Genomic DNA, 19,159 nt, shown 5'->3' with positions numbered 1-19,159 from the left:
CCGGCGCAGCTGCGGGCTAGACCCCCTCAGACGACCGCGCCCGACCTTTGAGTAGTTCGACAACAGCGGCGGTAAACGCCGCGCGACGGAAATTCTGCGCCCCCACCAAAGACGGACCAATTGCGGCCGTCGCCTATACGGCCCTCTGCTCCGCGCTAATGGTGGCTTTTTCAATCATGCTCCGCACTTGGCCGGCATTATCCGGCGAAAGAAGCGAGAAGTGATCGGCGTCGACAGTTTCGACCGTAAGTGGTGATCGGATGATCTCCCGCCAGGCAGCGAGGTAGTCGTAGTCGCCGAATCGAGCGACCATGCCGCTGAAGGGCCCTTCTTCGGCAAGCACGAAACCTCTTGCAGCACGGATGAAAAGGACATCAGACGCATCATAGGGTGCAATGTGAAAGCGGCGGAAAGCCTCACCGGTCGCATTGCTGACCGCCGTCGTCCCGAGTAATGCACGATAGACATCGTGCTCTGCGGGGACCCCGTTGTTGCGTTCGCTGACGATCCGCGCGAGTGCAGCTAGCCGTGATGCTGCGGGCACCGCTTCGAGGTCGGCTTCGGCGATGGGGATACTTTCATATCCGCGGGTGGCGAGAAACATGTTCGCCAGCATGATTTGGTAGAAGCCCTGGTCCCGAAGAGAAGAAAACAGCCGTTCGACCGGCGCCGCGTTCGGGTAGGTGTCAAGAAGGACCAACAGCTTCACTGGATTTCCCGCTTGATGCCAGCGCCGGGCAACTTCGAGTGCGACCACGCCACCCAACGAGTAGCCCCCGATTATCGCCGACCTCCCCGGAGTCATCCTGTCCATGCACTCGCAGTAGTAATCGGCCATCGCGTCAAAGTCGTCGAACGGCGGTGTCACACCGTCTATACCTCGAGCCTGAAATGCATACACCGGAAAGGTTGGATCGGTCGACAGCGGCTGAAACACCTGTGCATAGCCAGGCGCACCATGCACCCAATAGCTGACCGGAGCGCCCGGTTTGCAGCCCTCGGATGCGAAGACCAAAAGTTCCCGTGGCGGGCTCACCCGCGCAACGGCATCCTTGCCGCCCGATACCAGCGCTCCGAGCGCATTGATGGTGCGATTCTCCGCGATTTCGGCCGGGGTCACGCGGCCGAAATCGGCGGTTAGGACGTCGCTGAATTGCAGGGTGACAATGGAGTCCAGGCCATAGCTCTCCAGCGGCGTATCAGGATCGAGTTCGTCAGCGGAAATATGCAGCAATCGGCTGATAATTTCGCTGATCCGACGACGGGCCACCTCCGGGGACAGCGTTGATTTCAATCGGGGCGAAGCCGGCCGCAGTTCCTCAGAAGACTTGCGAGTGACCACTAGTTGTTTGTCATCCCCGGCTGCCAAGAACCGGCGTAACCACGCGAAAGCCTCGCCAGGGCGAATGGCATCGATCCCCATCCGCTCCATGAGTTCGCTATTGCGCTCCCCGGACCCGCCGTGCTCCCAATAGCCCCAGTTGATCACACGCACCGGCAGCCGCAGGCCTTCGCCCGCTGAAAGCGCAACCGCGTCCTGCAGTGCCGAAGCCGCCACGTAGCTGCCTTGACCGAAAGAACCCGCGATCGAGGCGATGGAGGAGAATACGCAGAGAAAATCGATGGCCCGATCGCGAAATTCCCCGCAGAGGTTCAGGGTGGCTTGATACTTCGGGCGGCAGACCCGCTCCAGGCTGTCGCTGGTGACCTCGGCAAGCATGCGGTCTTCGAGAACTAGCGCGGAGTGGAAGACCCCGTTGATCTCGCCGAAGCGAGTACAGGCCGAGTTCACGGCCCGGTGACATGCGTCCGCGTCGGCCAGGTCGACAGCTATCGGCAGCACCTCGGCGCCCAGTTCTTCTAGTTTCTCGATGCTGCGCAATTCCGTTGGTCCGGGCTCACGCCGGCTGATTAATGCCAGACGCGCCTTGCATGTGAGAGCAAGATGCCGCGCCAGTGATGATCCAATTCCGCCATATGGGCCGGTAATGAGGTACACACCGCGCTCGCGCCAGGCGTCGCCCTGGTACTCGACCCCTCGGTCGATCAGGCGCCTGACGTAACGACGAGCCGAACGGTAGGCGAGTCTAGACCCACTGTCAGAGCTGTCCCCTTGCTTCAGCACAGATACGAGTTCTTCCGTCGTGACGTTGGCCGCGACGTCGATGGTCCTGACCGTCCAACCGAAATTTTCGCGCGCCGCAGCAACGGCGAGCCCGCAGACGCCGGCTTGATCCGGATGCGGTTCGTCCTCTCCCGTTATTTTCTGCTCACCGCGGGTAACAACCGTCAGCGGCAGAGCACTATCAGGACCTGCTTTGCGCGAAAGCGATTGGAGGAACCCCAGACCCTTGACAGAGGCAGCAAGACCAGCGTCAGTCGGCGCAACGTAGCAGACAGCTTCGGGTGGACTGCTTAGCTCGACTTCGTCCGGCGTTTGATGTCTGCCGTTGGGCAGGCCCAGCGCAACGGTCTTCGCGAAATCAGCATCGGCCGTCTCAGCGACGATCAGCCATCGCGAATCTGGTTGCATAGGCGAGTTGTCTTTTTCCTCGCACCATTCGAGCGTCGACTGCGAGAGCGTCGATACTGCAGGGGGCTCTTGGAACACAAGCGAAACCAGACGCAGGAACACTCGGCCGGTCTCGTCTGCGACCTTGAACGTCAGGCCAACGTCACCTATCGCCGCCTGGATCCACCCCGATGACGGCAGCGCGCGTTCAGACCATTCGAGATTGGTCAATCCATACGGCAATCCACGCTCTGACCGCCTCAGACACAGGTAGCTGGCGCACTGCATTGCTGCGTCGAGAAGATCCGCCCTCGGGGTGGTCTGGTCGAGCGGCGGAATGCAGAATCGGGCCCACACTTGGCCGTCGGCCTCAGTGAGAGCGGTAATCAGGCGAAACCAGGTGCCGTAGGAAACGCCTTCGGCCTCGAAGATCTCGTAGAGATTCTCGCCGGATACCACGGCGTCCATCTGCGGCGGCACGATGTCCTCGTCGAGCGAGTAAGCCTCGGCGAGTAGGCCTTTTGCGACTGCGACACCATCTTCAGTCTCGACCACCACGTCGTCGGACTGACAGCGGACGCGCAGCTCAACGGTATCGCTGCCAGCCAGCACTACCGGTCGCAACCATGTCCATTCCGAGAGCCGTACTCGTTTCCCGCGTGCGGCGACGCGCAGCGCCTCGTCGACGATAATTGCCCCGGCGCAGACAAGTTGATCCCCTACCCGATGATCGGCGATGCGGGGCTCGCTCGGATCGAGCACTACCCGGCCGCTCCTCGGCTCATGCTCCGAAGCTTGAATCGGCTCGAATTGAATAGGCTTGAACCAGTGGGACTTTCGTGCAAATGGGTACATGGGCAGTGGAATACGCTGGCCCGGAAGAACGTCCGGGAGAGTGTCGGTAGCAGCGTGTCGGTGGCCCGGCTCGGAGTGGGTGCCGGATTGCAGATCGTGTACGGCCAGACTGCGAAGGCGTTCAGTCAGCTCAGTCAACGACTTCACCCTCGCCGACCAGCGCTGCCCCATTTGCACTCGGCCAACTCGCAGCGTATAGCAGACGTCATCCACTGAAAGCTGCTGGTGCGATTCGAAAAAAGTCGCCAGCACCCGCGCGTACTCGCGCAGACAATCAGGCGTCCGCGCAGACAGCACCGCGAGGTTAGCGGCATTCGGGCGCGCGGGCGACGGCACGCGCAGCGGCGCTTCCTCTAGAACAACATGCGCGTTAGTCCCGCCAAAACCAAACGAGCTCACCCCGCCCCGCCGCGGGAGGCCTGGTACATGCGGCCAGTCCACCGAGTGTTGCGCAATGTTGATCGGCGTGTCTTTTAGCGGCAAGTGCCTATTGAGGACTTCGGCATGCAGGGTCGGCGGAATGGTCCTACGTTGCAGCGCTAGTACCGTCTTGATGACACCAGCCATTCCGGCAGCCGCTTCAAGGTGACCAAGATTGCTCTTCACCGACCCCAGCCAGCAGGGCATCGTGCCGTCCCGGCCAGAGCGTCCCGCACCCTCCAACGCCTCTTTAATACCGAGTACTTCGATCGGATCACCTAGTGCAGTCCCAGTTCCGTGCGCCTCAATGTAGCCGATACTTGCTGCGCCAACACCTGCTTGACGCCACGCTTCGGTCAGCAGAGCTGATTGCGCCCGAGCATTTGGCGCAGGCAGGGAAGCAGACCGTCCGCCGTGATTCACAGCAACTCCGCGAATTACCGCGTGAATGTGGTCAGCGTCGGCCACGGCACGTGACAATGGTTTCAGCAGAACAGCACCCACGCCCTCACCACGGACATATCCGTCTGCTTTGTCACCGAATGCACTGCACCGGCCGGAGGGGCTCATGAAACCCGCTTTACCGAAACCCATGGCGAGAACAGGACTGAGAATGACATTCACTCCGCCCGCAAGCGCCAGGTCGCACCGGCCTTGACGAATCGCTTCTACCGCATGGTGAATCGCCACGAGCGAGCTTGAACAGGCGGTATCGACAGGTTGGCTGACTCCGCGCAGGTCCAGTAGGTAGGAGATCCGATTGGCAAGGATTGAGTGCGCGATGCCCGTAGCCATCTGGCTCTCGACGCCGCTAACGCTGGCGCGGATGAGGTCAGCGTAATCGCTAGTCGAAACCCCGACGAACAGCTCGGTGCTCGAGCCCGCCAGCTCAGACGGCGCATACCCGGCATTCTCGATGGTATGCCAGACCGTTTCAAGGAAGAGCCGGTGCTGAGGATCCATCAACGATGCTTCACGCGGCGAGATACCAAAAAACAACGGATCGAATAGGTCAACCCGGTCCAAGAATCCACCCCATCGTGCCGGGGTTTCGGTTCCGAAGTCACGCCAATTCCAGCGTTCGGACGGTACTTCGCCAATCAGGTCATCGCTCGCCTCGAGGTGCCGCCAGAACTCTTCGGCATCAGCCGAACCAGGGAATTGACAGGCCATTCCGACTATGGCGATTGGCTCGGCTGCATCGTTGCGGTCGATCGGGGCGGTAGTACCCGTGCGCCGGACCATCGCACGTTGCCCCGGCACTTGCGACTTGTGCTGGGCCAGCGACTGTTGTAGCCCGGCGGTGCCCCTGGCTTCACCGGTGCCGTTAATCTTGGGCAGGCTAACCTGTTTGGCTTTGAGCTGGGTCGCAAGCTCCGCAATAGTCGGACGCGCGAATAGTTCAGCCGGGCTCAACTCGATCCCGAATCTTTCGCCAATCGAGCGTGCGTAGGCAACCAGTGAGGCCGAATCGAACCCGAAGTCGGGAAATGCCCGGGTCCGTGGAACCTCCTCAGGCGCTAGTTTCAGAACGTCACCGGCCAGGCGCGCCAGCAGGGTTTCCATGTCATCGGGTTCGGCCTGGAGGACGTGTTCCGGACCTGGGTAGCTTCTGGTCGCGACACCGCGCAGAGCGAGCGCCAGCTCTCCCTTTTCGTTCCAAACGGAGATGTCAACACTACCTTCGCATCCCGCAGCGGGCGCCACGACCACCTCGGCCCTTTCACCAAGATCACCGTGGACCGTAACAGAATCGATCCAGTACGGTACCTGCAGTGACGGCTCGCCGTCACATGCGCGCAAGCCCGCCAATGTTTGCAGCACACCGTCGAGCAGTCCGGGCTGCCAACCGTAGCCGGCATGACTTTCCCGTAGAGCCAGCGTGGCCTGTGCTTGCGCCATGCTCAGCTGCATCGATTCGAGCGAACGAAAATGCGGACCTAGTTCCAGCCCGGCCTGTTCGAAGACAGCGTAGAGCTCGTCGGGGTCGTACGTCGTCGCGCCGCAGACCCCGGGACGGAGAGCATCACCACCGTCTATCTCCGTAAAATGTGCTGTGCCGGAGGCGATCTCACTGTCTACACCAAGAATCCGGAAATCGAGGTCGTCGTTGGCATTTTCGACAAACTCGATCTCCACACGCCCCTGACGCGCGGACGTCACCTGCAGCGGGGTGGTCCAAGCCAGCCTGCTCAACCGCGTTGGCGGTGCGTTGCGCGTTAGCTGGGCCGCAGCCCTGGCCATCTCCAGGAGACCTGCAGCGGGCATGGTGGCTTTGCCAGCCAGTCGGTGCTGGGCCAGAAATGGCTCGGACCCGTTGAAATACGTGACGAACGTGATCAAGCCATCGCGGATGATCTGCTGATGCACCAGCGGATGCAGCATCGGTGCGGTCTGCGAAGCACCTGCTTCGACCCAGCAACGCCGTTTCGCGAATGGGTAGCCGGGTAGCGGAAACCGGCGGACCGCACGGCCGGAATGCCATTCCGCCCAATCTATCTCGATCCCGCGTACCCACAAACTCGCTGCCCGTATCCAATCGCGATCGTCTCGCAAGATCTTCAGGTAGCCTTCTCCTGCGGCGCCGCCAAGTGCCTCTTTCAGGTCGCTGTCCTCTTCGCTGCAACCACGCACAACCGTTCTTGGTTCGTGCTGCAAGAACGCGCCGAGCACCGACTGCAGCTCCTCGGTACTGGTAACCGTGACAGCCAAACGTTCTGCCAGATGTTCTCGACCCGTCTGCAATGTGTAGGCCAGATCGGCCAAAGACGGCGGCTCCGTGCTCACCGCAGCCAGCAAGCGCTCGCATTGCTGGCGTAGCTGCTCCTCGGTGGCCGCCGATAGCACCACAAGTTCCGGAGTTCCTACCGTGCCCTCGTCGTTAACGTCCGGCTTAGCAACGCGATACTCCTCGACGATCAAGTGCGCATTCGCGCCTCCCGCCCCGAATGAGCTGATCGCGGCCCGACGCGCGCCGTCGGGGCTCCATGGCTCCAAACTGGTGACGAGGCGAAGCCCCGTGTTCTCGATTCCCAGATGCGGATTTCGGGGTTCGCTGTGAATAGTCGGAAAGATCTGCCCCTCGCGAAACTGCCCCAAAACCTTGGTGAGCTGAGCGATCCCGGAAGCTGATTCGGAATGGCCGATATTGGATTTAACGCTCCCTATGCGGGCCTCCAAGGCACCGAATGCCTGGCGCAGACCGACGAACTCGAGGGGATCGCCCAGCGGTGAACCGTTCGCCGCCGCCTCGATGTAGGAGATCGACTCCGGCGCTATGCCCGCCTGATGCAAGCTATTACGAATGAGCTCGGCTTGCGCCTCCGGGTTCGGGATCCGGTAGCCGCCGGTCTTACCCCCGTGATTGGCCGCCGAACCCAGCACGACACCGTAGATGAAGTCGTTGTCGGCGATTGCGTCGCGGAACGGCCTTAGCACTACCGCGCCAACAGCCTCGCCTGGGAGAAGTCCGGCGGATTGGCCAAATGCGCTCGACTGTGAACCGTCGGCCAGCAGCGCCGCCCCCTTCAGCGCTTCATACTTTCCTGGATGGATCGTGAGGTTGACGCCGCCGGCGATCGCCGCTCCGCATTCCCCACGGCGAATGCTCTGACAAGCAAGGTGGATGGCGGTCAACGATGACGAGCACGCCGTGTCGATCGCGATACTTGGTCCGCGCAGGTGCAGCAGGTATGAAGTCCGATTCGCGATCGACCAGTGGCCGCCCGCTCCCAGCCGGCCCGCTGCTTGAGGATCTGACGTCGCCAGAGTGTATTGCGAATACATGCAACCAACAAAGACACCAGCCGGGCGTCCAAGATCTTCCAGACGCTCGAAACGCGCGCGTGTGTAGCCCGCGTCTTCCATCGCATGCCAGGCGGTCTGGATCCACAGGCGCTCCTGAGGATCCATGTACTCGGCTTCCAACGGAGCGATCCCAAAGAACGTGGGGTCAAATTTGTCGATATCCTCAAGAAAACCGCCATACCATTCCCCCCTCTGATGAGACGGCAAGAGGGCAAGTCGGTCCTCGGGGAACTGCCGAACGCAGTTCGTACCGGAGCGCAGGTTTGTCCAGAACTCGGAAGGTGAATCCGCTTGCGGGAAACGGCCCGCAACTCCGACGATGGCGATAGGTTCGCCCGCTTGACCAGATCGGCTCGTTGCACGAGGAGCGCCCAGCCGTGCCACCTCTGGGTGTGTCACATCCGCAGCGGCAGAACTGGTTTCCGGACCTACGGTCGCGGTTGCTGTGGCCGTCTGCCGCCCAGCATGGACAGCCGAGGACGAGCTGGCAGAGCCCGGAATCCCTTTCCCTGGAACCAAACTTGACAAGTAGGCACCCAATTTGGCGGCGGTGTCATGCTCGAACAGCAGCGAAGCCGGCAACGAGCCGAATCTCCGCTCGAGCCGCTTATTTAGTTCAAGGGCGACCAACGAGTCGACGCCAAATTTCTCGAACTTTACATCCGGACGAATTCGCGCAGGTGGAATCCGTAGAACATCGGAAAAGGCAGCCCGGATCACCTCCATCACACCCTCTTGCGACGGCACGCCGAGAGGCGTTCCGGTCGCAGCCAGCGGGACCACTGGCGCTGCTGGGCGCTCGGTTTCGGCCGGCGCCACACCACCGTCACCGTCCTTGGCCACATCGGTATCGCTCTCCGCCACAAGCACGGACCACTGGCCGTCTATCGGCGTGAGATCCTCGATACCGCCAAAACCCGCTTCGCTTATCACCTGCTTCCACGATGAGGGAGTGAGCAGCGGAGAATCTGGGATACGGATTCCCTCATCCTCAAAGCGCCACCAGCCGCCAGTGAGCCCAAACAGCAAGGTCGCAAAATCGTGCGCTTGGGTGACCTCGGTTATGGCAATAACGCCCTGAGGCCGCAGCAGCCACTTTACGTGCGCCAACGTTTCCGCGATATCGCGCGTTGCGTGCAACACGTTGCAGGCAAAGACTAGATCGATCTCGCCCGGTGAGAACTCTTGCTCGGCGGGCGCTGCTTCCAGGTCGAGCCGCTCGAAGCGCACAAAAGGGTACTCAATTTCGAACGATCGCCGCCCATGCTCGAGGAACGCAGGCGAGATGTCGGTGTATACGAACTCGATGCTGGCATCCGTTTTGGCCAGCGCGGGAAGCACCAAGGCCGAGGTTGCACCGGTTCCCGCACCCGCCTCAAGGATCCGGATCGTTGACCTCGAATCCTGGTTCGCGACCACGTAGCTTGACACCAAGTCGGCCGTCAGATTCCCGCAAGCGTGGGCTGCAACGTCGCGCTTATAGATCGCTTCCAGACGTGATAGTGATCCCCTCGGAAACAGTACTTCGATAGCGTTCCGCCTCCCGGTCAGCACCTCCGGATAGGCAGCCAGGCAGTCGCGTAGCACCTCGGCGTGCGCGGCGAACTCGGGCTGGGACTCCACGAGATTCCGGTACAGGCTGGCTATCTCGGTAGGCGCCAGCGACGAGGAGCCCACCGAGCTCGTTGTCTGAACCCGCGAATTGTCGAGCTGAAGGTATGCAGCCCGTTCCAGAATTCGTAGCAGTGCGGGAAACAGTCGCCGGTAGTCGGAAATGATTCCAAGTCTCGCCGATAGCTCAGCGAGTTCATACTGCTCTCCTGGGCGATGGAACACGCCCAATTCGTGGAACACCCTCAGAAGTTCCGAGGAGCAGTACCGCTCAAGTAGACCTGACTGCATCTAGCGGACCTCCTTTAGCACCACAAGGCTGCGCGCGAGCGGCGACGATCCTCCGTTGGACGACGTGGCTGCTTTCGCTGTGCCATTTTCGATACCGAGCAATGGGAGAAATCGTTCAGCGGCCTTAACCGCATAGATCTGATTAACAGAAGTCGACCGCAGCAACCGTTCCACTACCGGGAACGCTTCACCGGGCTCAATCGACTCCACCCCCACCGCGCGCATTCGCTGTCGGTACTCTTCAGTCGCGACCGCGCCCACGCTCCCCCAATAGGTCCAGTTCACGGTTTTCACCGGAAAGGAGACTTCGCTTCGCCAGACATTTGCGAAACTGTCCGCAAACGCAGATGCGGCAGCATAATTGCTCTGCCCGGCGTTGCCGAGCACGGACTGCACGGACGAATGGACTAACGCGAAGGCAAGCGGATCACTACGTAGCACTTCGCGAAGATTCTCCAGCCCCGACATCTTGGCGCGCAGCGGCTCAGCGAATCCGTTATCGTCCAGGGAAGCAAGCAGGCCGTCGTGCAAGACCATCGCGGAATGAACGACACCTTGCACCGGGCCGAACTCGGCCCGGCCAATTTCCACCGCGTGCCATAGTGACTGAATATCGCTCAGATCGGCACGAACGTAGATTGCTTGGGCACCAACGCGTTCAAGCTCACGAACGCGACTCCAAATCGGGTCCGCGAGTGGACTGCGGCCCATCAGAATTAAATTCGCGGAGTACTCACGTGCCAGCCACCGTGCCGTCTCGTAGCCGATTCCCTGTGCTCCCCCGGCGATCAGGTACACGCCCCCCACACGCACCGGCGATGCGCCGGAATCGTCGACCGAGATCGGTTGCAGACGCCGCACAAAACGTCGACCACCCCGGTATGTGAGCTCCTCTCCTCGAGAGATCGCAGGTCCGCATCGAAGCTGTGAAATCGTCTCGCGGGAGATCGACGTAGCGTCAATTTCCGCGGCCTCCACCATCCAGCGCGGATGCTCATTAGCAACTGATCGAGCCAGGGCCAACAGGCCCGCACCGAAGGGGCCACCCGCCAACACGTAGATCCTGAGATCGCATTGATCGGCACCAGCCTCGCTGAGCGACCGTACGAGCTTGTGCAACAGTCGCAGCTCACTCTCGGCTGCAACCGCCGAGCGCCCCGGTTCGCCAACGAACCAGACCTCGTCGGGTATTCCCCCGGCCAGTGCCCTGGATATGCCGGATGAATTGTTGACGATAGCCGCGGCAGGTATTGATCGGCTGAGCTGAGCTCCTATCTCACCAGCAGCCTCGGCCACCACCACAATGTTTTCGGGAATTTCCGGCCCGTCTGCCACCGGTTGTTGCGCAATTGACTCCGTCCACCCGTAGACCTTCAAGCCGGTGCCCGGTTTGGCCGGTAGCCGCCTAACGGCGAAGCTCTCGAACTCGACGCACACGTTTCCGTCAAGGTCTGCAACGAAGGCGTCGAAGCTCCCCTCGCGTACCCGCCGGATCAGGCAATAGCCGGCACTGGGCAACGCGCCATGCAGGGTCACCCGGCCCAACGACCACGGCACGATGGCGGCATCCGACTGCTCGGAAAACAGTGCGCATGCGCTCTGCAACGCAGAATCGAGCACCGCTGCCGCGGGCGCTCCAGCCGCGGCTTTCCACTCACCGAGCGCCTGATCGCCGGCGATAGACAAGTACTGCAGTGCCCGAAATACCCGCCCATAGGCAATACCGGCGGCCTCGAACGACGTGTACAAGGCCTCGGACTCAACCCGCGGGCCGTTGAAGGAATGCCGAATGGATTCATCCAGCCGGATGCGGCTTTCATCAGCATGCATTTCGATCACGCCGCTCGCGTGCTCCACACCTTTTGCGCCGCTCAGCAACCATTGACAGCTCGCGTCCTGTCGGTCAACGCGGAGCTCCAGAGGACCGGCATTGATAGTATTGTGCCATACGATATTTCGCAACTGCCAAGGGAAATCCGATCGGATCAGCGACGCGGCCTCGCAGGCCAGCAACAAACTCGCCGTCGCGGGCAGGATCGCCTCACCGTACACGCGATGCTGGTCAAGTAGTACTTCGTCGGGATCAAACTGGCAACGGAAGGTCAGCCCGTTTCCAGTAGCTGCCGCCCAGTCCGGCACCAGCCTCGGCCCGAGGTTGCCGGACTCGCTAGTACATGTCGGCAACCAATAGCGCTGGGATTCAAACGGATATGACGGCAGAGCGATGAGTCGCCCGCCAGCGGGTGGTTGGACTTCAATGCTCGGCGTGGCACATTGATCGATATCAGCTGTCAGCAGCTGTCGAGTTGCGTCAGCGACGCTCTGCGCATGAAACGCCCATGTTTCCTCCATGCGCTCGCGTCCGAAGGCCAACGTATAGGCGACATCAGCGAGCCGGACCGCGGGGTTCCGCTCAAGGAACTCAGCTAACCGGCTGACGCTGTCTTTCAGGGCCGTGCGTGTGCGCGCCGAAAGAACAATTGTCTGCGGTGCATCCTCCGGCACCGTGGGCGGCGTGGGTTCAATGTGTTCTTGGAGAACGGCATGGGCATAGGTGCCCCCCATCCCAAACGAGCTAACTCCCGCCCGCAGCGGCGCTCCCTTTGGGGATCGCCAGGGACGCGACTCGCTCTCGAATACGATTGGCGTTCCATCGATCTCGATCATCGGATTGAGCGGCAACAGCCCCGGTATTCCCGCTATGGTTCGGTGCCGCATCTGAAGCAACGTCTTTACCACACCCGCGAGCCCCGCCGCCGCTTCGGTGTGTCCGATGTTCGCCTTCACCGTGCCAACTTGGCAAAACCCCGTCCTATTGGTGAATTGGGCGAACGAGCGCTTGATCGCGTTGACCTCCAACGGATCACCGATACGCGTTCCCGTGCCGTGCGCCTCCAGGTAGGTGATCGTTTCAGGGTCGATGTTGGCCGAACGCCAGGCGTCAACCATCGTGGCTGTCTCGATCGCATGGTTGGGCACCGTCGGTCCGGGGGATCTACCCGCGCACCGCACGGCAGAGCCGAGCAGAATGCCGTGAATCCGGTCGCCGGCCACCAGCGCTGCCTCAAGAGGTTTGAGCAGCACCGACACCACACCCTCCCCGGGCAGGTAGCCGTCCGCATTCGCCGAGAAAGGCCGAATCGCTCCGCTCTTCGAGAAGGCGCCAATCGCACAGAAGTTCAGATATTTTGAGGCGCTGAGGCTGAGGTTCACACCGCCCGCGACCGCCATGTCGCAGTCGCCATCCCGAAGGGCTTGCGCAGCCAGATGGAGTGCCACCAGCGAAGAGGAGCAAGCGGTGTCGAGCGTCATGCACGGTCCAGTGAGATCGAAATAGTAGGCCACCCGATTCGACAGCATCGAATTGGAGTTCCCGCTGCCGGCGAACTGGAAGTCAACATTCGAATGCTGCTTCATCAGATCCAGATAGTCGTTGTAGCAGTTTCCCAGATAGATGCCAGTGCGGGTGCCACGGACACGGCCGGCGTATCCGGCGTCCTCGAACGCCTCCCACAGCACCTCGAAGAGCAACCGTAGCTGCGGGTCCATGGTCTCAGCCTCGCGCGGAGAGATGTTGAAGAACAGCGGGTCGAAACGGTCCACACTGTCGATGAAACCGCCCCGCTTGCAATACATTCCGCCGGGAGTCTCGGGGTCGAAGTGGGGTCGGTAATCCCAGTGATCGAGCGGCACGTCGGTGATCAAACAGTCGTTGTTCGCCAGGTGATGCCACAGCTCATCGAGCGTCGCAGCGCCCGGGAACCGTCCTGCCATACCGATTACAGCGATGTGTCCGTCGCCTTCGGCGAGGCTTGTAGCTTGTAACGGATCAACCTGCGGCGGCGCCGAAACGAACGGATCTCGTTGCGGGACCGCCTCGGCCCGTTGCGGTTGCCGCGACTCCAAAGCGTGCGTCTCAGCCGGCTGAGACCCCGCCCCCGCGGCGGGCTCGTCGATGCCGCCCAGCGCCTCGGTCAAATCCTCGAGCGTCGGGTGCTCAAACAGGACCGTTCCTTGCAAACGCAACCCAAACGTGCGGTTGATTCGTTGGACGAACTCCAAGCCGAGTATGGAGTCAACACCTTGTTCCACCAGGCTCCGCCGCTGGTCCAGCGTTGACGGTGCACACAGCATGACTTCGGCTAGCAAATCTCGCAGCTGGCCGAGCGTCGGCGCTGCGGTAGGCGCCGACTTCCGAGGCTCGACCACCGGGACGGATTCGGTTGTCGACAAAGGCGATTGTCCGGAATGGCCGGTAGGCTTGAGCCGCAGCTTGGCCCGCGCCGCAGAATCTTTGCCAACCGTGGACGTGGAAGGCTTCTGCGAGAACATGTCCGGCGAAACACGGCGTTGATCCAAGCCACGAATCGCGACCACCACGTCTCCCTGGAGACCGATCAAGTCGGCGTCGTAGCGAACAAACTCCTCGGTCCGGGTGGTGACGCGTATGTCGGCCTGGTATGCCCTGTCTTTCAGTGGTGCAAAGACCTGCACATCCTGCATGCAGAACGGGAGATACGCGACCTGCGAATCTTGGGCGGACTGCCCGGCGAGGCTGTGCGCCAGCCCGAAAATACTATCGAGAAGCGCCGGATGCAGCGCGAAGCGCGCGGCTTCCCGGTGCGCCGGCTCGGAGAGCAGCAAGTCCGCTCGAGCTCGGTCGGGCCAGAAGCTGGCCTTGTCGATGGTGTGAAAGAACTCACCGAGCTCCAACGCTTTACCCTCGCGCAGAATAGCCGCACCGGCTCTCTCAGCGAGCGGTTGCACTGTAGGTGAGCTGCACCTGGATGGTGCTTGCGCGGTTTCCACCTCTGCTACCGCGCGGAGGTGGTGTTTTCGGTCCGGCTCCGCGCCAGTGCTGGATAGTTCGATGCTGAGCGGGCCGTCGCCACTGACTTCTACCAGCATCCGCCGCGTCTCCCCCGGTTCGCACCATAGTGGCGTGAACAACGCTACGTCGCGGATCCGGATGGGAACCGACCTGAGGATCTCCACAGCCTGGCGGTAAACGATGTCGAGCAACGCGTCAACCGGCATAGAGTGACGGCCAAATACTTTGTGCTCACGTAGCAGGACTTCCGAATCTATGCTCATTTCGATCTCGCGCTGCAAGCCAGCCGCAGCCGTTGATTCCTCTTCGGTCCGGAACCAGTACCGTTCGCGGGCAAACGGATACGTGGGCAACGGAACACGACGGACATCGGCGGGAGCCGCCAGTGGCGGATGCTCGCCGCCGTCGTAGACGCCGGCCAGAGGGCGCTTTTCAACGTACGCCAGCAGCTTTTCGCGCAACTCGCTGAGCGAGGCCGCCCGGAACTGCGCGCGTTCGGCGAGCTGCATCCGCCCGTGGTCAAGCGTGTACGCAATATCGCACGCGCGCAGATCGCGATGGCAACCAGTCCAGTCGTAGATGCCTACGGCAAGCTCGTGCAGCTGCGGTCTGGTGGCGGCCGAAAGCGTGACGATCGAATCGCAGTCAGGACCGGCTTCAGGTGCCGGCGGCGGCTCCTCGACAAGCACGTGACAATTTGTCCCGCTGAATCCGAACGCACTCACCGCGGCCAAGCGCGATCCGCTCCAGGGCTGCGGCCGGCTCGCGAGATAGAACGGGCTGGATTCAAGGCGCAGTAGTTCGTTGGGATGCTCAGCATGCAGCGACGGCGGAATTACTCCCTCGCGTACCGCCAGAGTTGCCTTGATGAGACCTGCCACACCCGCGCCGGCTGACGTGTGACCGATATTGCCCTTGACCGAGCCGACAGCGCAGAAGTTGGAACGGTCGGTGTACTCGCGAAATGCTGCCGTTAGTGCCGCGATCTCTACCGGATCACCGAGTTTGGTACCAGTTCCGTGCGCTTCCACCAGTCCGATCGAGTTCGGGTTAATACCGGCCTGCCGGTAGACAGCGGTCAGCAACGCCTGTTGGGACTCGCTGCTGGGCGCAGTGATTCCGTTGGTGAGGCCATCCTGATTAACACGCGATGCGCGAATGACACCATGGATCGTGTCCCGATCCGCGAGCGCGTCAGACAGCCGTTTGAGGGCCACCACCCCAACGGCTTCGCCGACCGCAATGCCGTCCGCCTGGGCCGAAAACGGACGGCAGCGCCCCGTGGGCGAGAGCATCCCCGACTTGCTCATCATGAGGTACGGAGTCTCGTCGAGATACAGCGTGACGCCGCCGGCAAGCATGACATCGGCATCACCATCGCGCAGGCTCTGGCAAGCCAGATGAACCGCCACCAACGACGACGAACACGCCGAATCGATACTGAGCGCCGGCCCCTTGAGGTCAAGCAGATATGACACCCGAGCGGCCAGTATCGAGGCGGCGTTACCGAGCATGGCGTGACCTAGATTGCGCACACCGGATGTCCTGCCGAGCAACATTTGGTAGTCGTTGTTGATAGCACCCGCCACGACGCCGCACGCCGCGCCGTTCAAGGCCGGACCGGCATAGCCAGCGTTCTCCAATGCCTCCCAGCATGTTTCAAGAAACAGCCGTTGCTGAGGGTCCATTACCTCGGCTTCGGCACGGGTCACCCGAAAGAATTTCGCATCGAACAAGTCCACACCGTCCACAAATCCGCCCCAGCGGCTGCAGCTGCGTCCCAGCTGATTCGGATCGGGATCGTAGAATTGATCGACGTCCCACCGGCTGGCCGGAATGTCGGCAACGGAATCCACTCCCGCGAGGATGTTTTCCCAGTACTCCTCGGTATTTCTCGCCCTCGGGAAACGCCCCGCCATCCCGACAATGGCGATCGGCGTGTTCTCTGCGCGGGCTAGCCGTGGCTCTGCCCGATATTTCGGCCGTATCGGCTCTGGGGTTGTCGCTACCTCCGTGGCCGCCACGTCTACCGCCGGTAGCGCCCCATCCGCGCGGCTCCGCAGACCAGCCAGCGTCGGGGAATCAAACAACGTCTGCAGTTCCAGCCCGATGCCGAAGCGGCGGTTAATCGTGTCGAGTAGTTTCAGGCCGACCAGCGAGTCGACTCCGAACTCCGCCAACGGGATATCCTCCTCGATACGGCGCTGCGGAATGCCGATCACCTGAGCCGCAAGCTGGCGCAATTCCACCATGGAGACGCGGGGCTGGCTGCCAATTTTTTCTGCTTGCATGGGTTTTCCTGCCGATATCACATCGGAGTAGCTCTCGGCTGAGTCGAGTGCAGCCACATTGCGGAGGCGCAGGGTTTCCGATGACTTGCTCGTGTCAAAACGTGCCGTCAGCAGCACGTAGCGGATGAGCCCCATCGCGAAGGCCTTTCCGCAGTTGTGCCACGCCCGGTGTTCGGCCTCTGCATGGGCCAGGTCCGGGTGCCGCGCACGCAGGTGAGCCAACGTTGCCTCGAAATCCTCGTCGACGAGGAAGTTACTGATCTCTTTGCCCACATCGATTGCACGGATGAGCTCGAAACCGCTGTCTGCCAGTAGATGCGCCAACTCCACAGGGCGACACGTGTAGAGCCCGACCGCATCGTGGTTGATGCTGGCAACCGTGTTCGCCAGACAGTCCGCGATGAGTAACGTCCCGCCAGGGCGCAAATGCCGAGAAAGATTGGCAATCAAAGCATGCTTGTCACGAATGTGAAACAGCACCTCAAAGGCCAGCGCCGCGTCGTAGTCGCCGCTGAACTCGTCTTTCGTACTATCGGCCAAACAGACGTCGACCCGGCCCGCCAAGCCTGCCGAGGCGATCCGTTGCGTACCCAACTCGGCCTGCTTCGGCGTGATCGTGTAGCCCGTCGCCTCAAGTCTTGGGTGCTTATTGGCCAGCGCAATCAGATCGGTCGCGAATCCGCACCCAACGTCGAGCACCCGTCCAGTTTCCTGCCAGGTCACTCCAGAGAATAAGAGTTCCTTCATCTCGCGTTGTGCGCGCAACGTCTCCGCGTAGTGTTCGGGACATTGGTCGGGCTCGAAAAACGTTTGTAGCCAGCGATATCCAGGAAGCCGGTGCAGAAACGGCGCGAAGACGAGATGGATGTCCTGATCTTTGACCTCGTCAGCCACTGTTCCGGCGACGCGGTTATAGTAGCTGGCCACCACGCCTCGAGATGCGGCCCCAGCATCTTCAGACTGCGACTCGACGCCTTCGGGCCGGCTCAACACGCGGGAGCTTGCTGGTGTTTGCTCTTGTGCCGTGTCCAACCAGCAGCGAAGTCGTTCATACGGATACGTGGGCAGGGGCACTCTTCGGCCAACCGCGAGGAAACATTCAGGAATTGGTGTTCCGGTCACCCAGGCCGCGGCGGCTTCCTCGATCCCGGCTGGCTCCGCCGCCTCCAAACGTATGTCAATGCGCCCCTGCCAGGAAGGCACAGGTTGCTCGATCAGTTCTTCCCAAGAGGCGACCACCCACGCCATGCGGTAGCGGTGGTGCGTGCGTCCGCTTTGCAACGTGAAACACGCGTCGGCCAGCGAAGGTCTCGGCGACGCGCTTGTTAGATACGCGTATAGGTCATCTCGGCGGCGGTCAAGCTGGTCGGCTGTTTTCGCCGAAAGTACGACCATTTGCCGCCGTGACTCGTCCAGCATTGGTGTTCGTGGCTCAGCCTCGGACACGATCAACGACGCCAGCGATCCGCCAATACCCGACGATGTAATCAGGGCGCGCCGCTTTTCCCGATCAACCTCCCAATCAATGCTTGAATCGGGGAAATAGAAGCGCGAATCTGCAACGGCAAGTTCCGGATTGGGGTGCCGCGAAACCGGGCTCGGGGGAATTTTGCCGTAACGCATTTGCAGCAGAACCTTGGTTAGCTGCGCTATTCCGGACGCCGCCTCGAGATGCCCGATGGCGGGCTTGACGCTGCCGGCCGGGCAAGTCGCACCGTCGGTACCCACAGTCGCCACGAGTGCAGCCCACTCGCTGGCGTCGGCGAGTTCGGCGCCTAACGCCTGCAGCTCCACGTAGTTGATCTGGTGCGAATCTGTTCCCGACTGCGCCAAAAGATGTGCAAGATGTTGACGCGATGCACCTGGCGAAGGCAGCCGGTAATTTCGCTCTCCTCCCTGATGACTCAGTGCGGAGGCATCGATAACTCCCCACACGTAGTCTCCATTGGCCAGGGCGCGGCTCAGCGTCGTGAGAACCACCACGCCGCCACCTTCGCCCGGTACGAATCCGGAACCGTCCGCGGGGAACAACCCGTCGTACTCGGCGGGTGCGATCAAGCCGTATGACTGCAGCATCCGCAACTTCTCCGGATGCAGGAGCAAGTTGATGGCACCGGCTACCGCCATGGGTACTGATCCCGAACGTAAGGCCTCGCAGGCCAGATGGATTGCGGTCAGAGCCGAGGTGCAACCGGCGTCGAGCGTAAAGCTGGGACCGGTGCAACACAATGAGTGCGACACCCGATTCGCGAGCCCGAACAGCGACGTGTCAGCAGTACCTTGCCGGTGCAACGCGTACGTGTTTGCGGTAACGCCCATGTATACACCCGCATTGCGCAGCTCGACATCGCCCACGGCATGTCCTGCCGTCTCGATCGCATCGTGTGCGAGTTCGAGGAGAATGCGTTCTTCTGGTTTCATCGCAGCGGCCTCGGCCGGGGTAATCCCAAAGAAGACAGGATCGAATAGTTCGACTCCCGTCAAAAATCCGGTGGCGTCTTAGGACTGGTGTAAAAACGCTGGGCGCATGTTCCTGGTGGT

2 protein-coding genes are annotated in these 19,159 nt (G+C 61.4%); both read right to left on the bottom strand.

The features are described from left to right. Nucleotides 1-133: 133 nt before the first annotated feature. Nucleotides 134-9,496 (bottom strand): SDR family NAD(P)-dependent oxidoreductase, encoded by a 9,363-nt coding sequence (locus ACO07W_RS18750; protein WP_421845184.1) that lies wholly within the window; start codon nucleotides 9,494-9,496, stop codon nucleotides 134-136. After that, complete coding sequence (locus ACO07W_RS18745; protein ID WP_421845183.1) at nucleotides 9,497-19,102, bottom strand: SDR family NAD(P)-dependent oxidoreductase; 9,606 nt, start codon at nucleotides 19,100-19,102, stop codon at nucleotides 9,497-9,499. Between the last annotated feature and the right edge of the window lie 57 nt (nucleotides 19,103-19,159).

The organism is Mycobacterium sp. (assembly GCF_965230835.1).
Lineage (GTDB): Bacteria > Actinomycetota > Actinomycetes > Mycobacteriales > Mycobacteriaceae > Mycobacterium.
The sequence above is the reverse complement of the archived record's forward strand: the minus strand, read 5'-3'. Positions and strand labels throughout refer to the sequence as shown.

Bases quoted from the DNA above. Each gene is read 5' to 3' on its own strand.
- ACO07W_RS18750 (WP_421845184.1), bottom strand. From the start codon at position 9,496: ATGCAGTCAGGTCTACTTGAGCGGTACTGCTCCTCGGAACTTCTGAGG.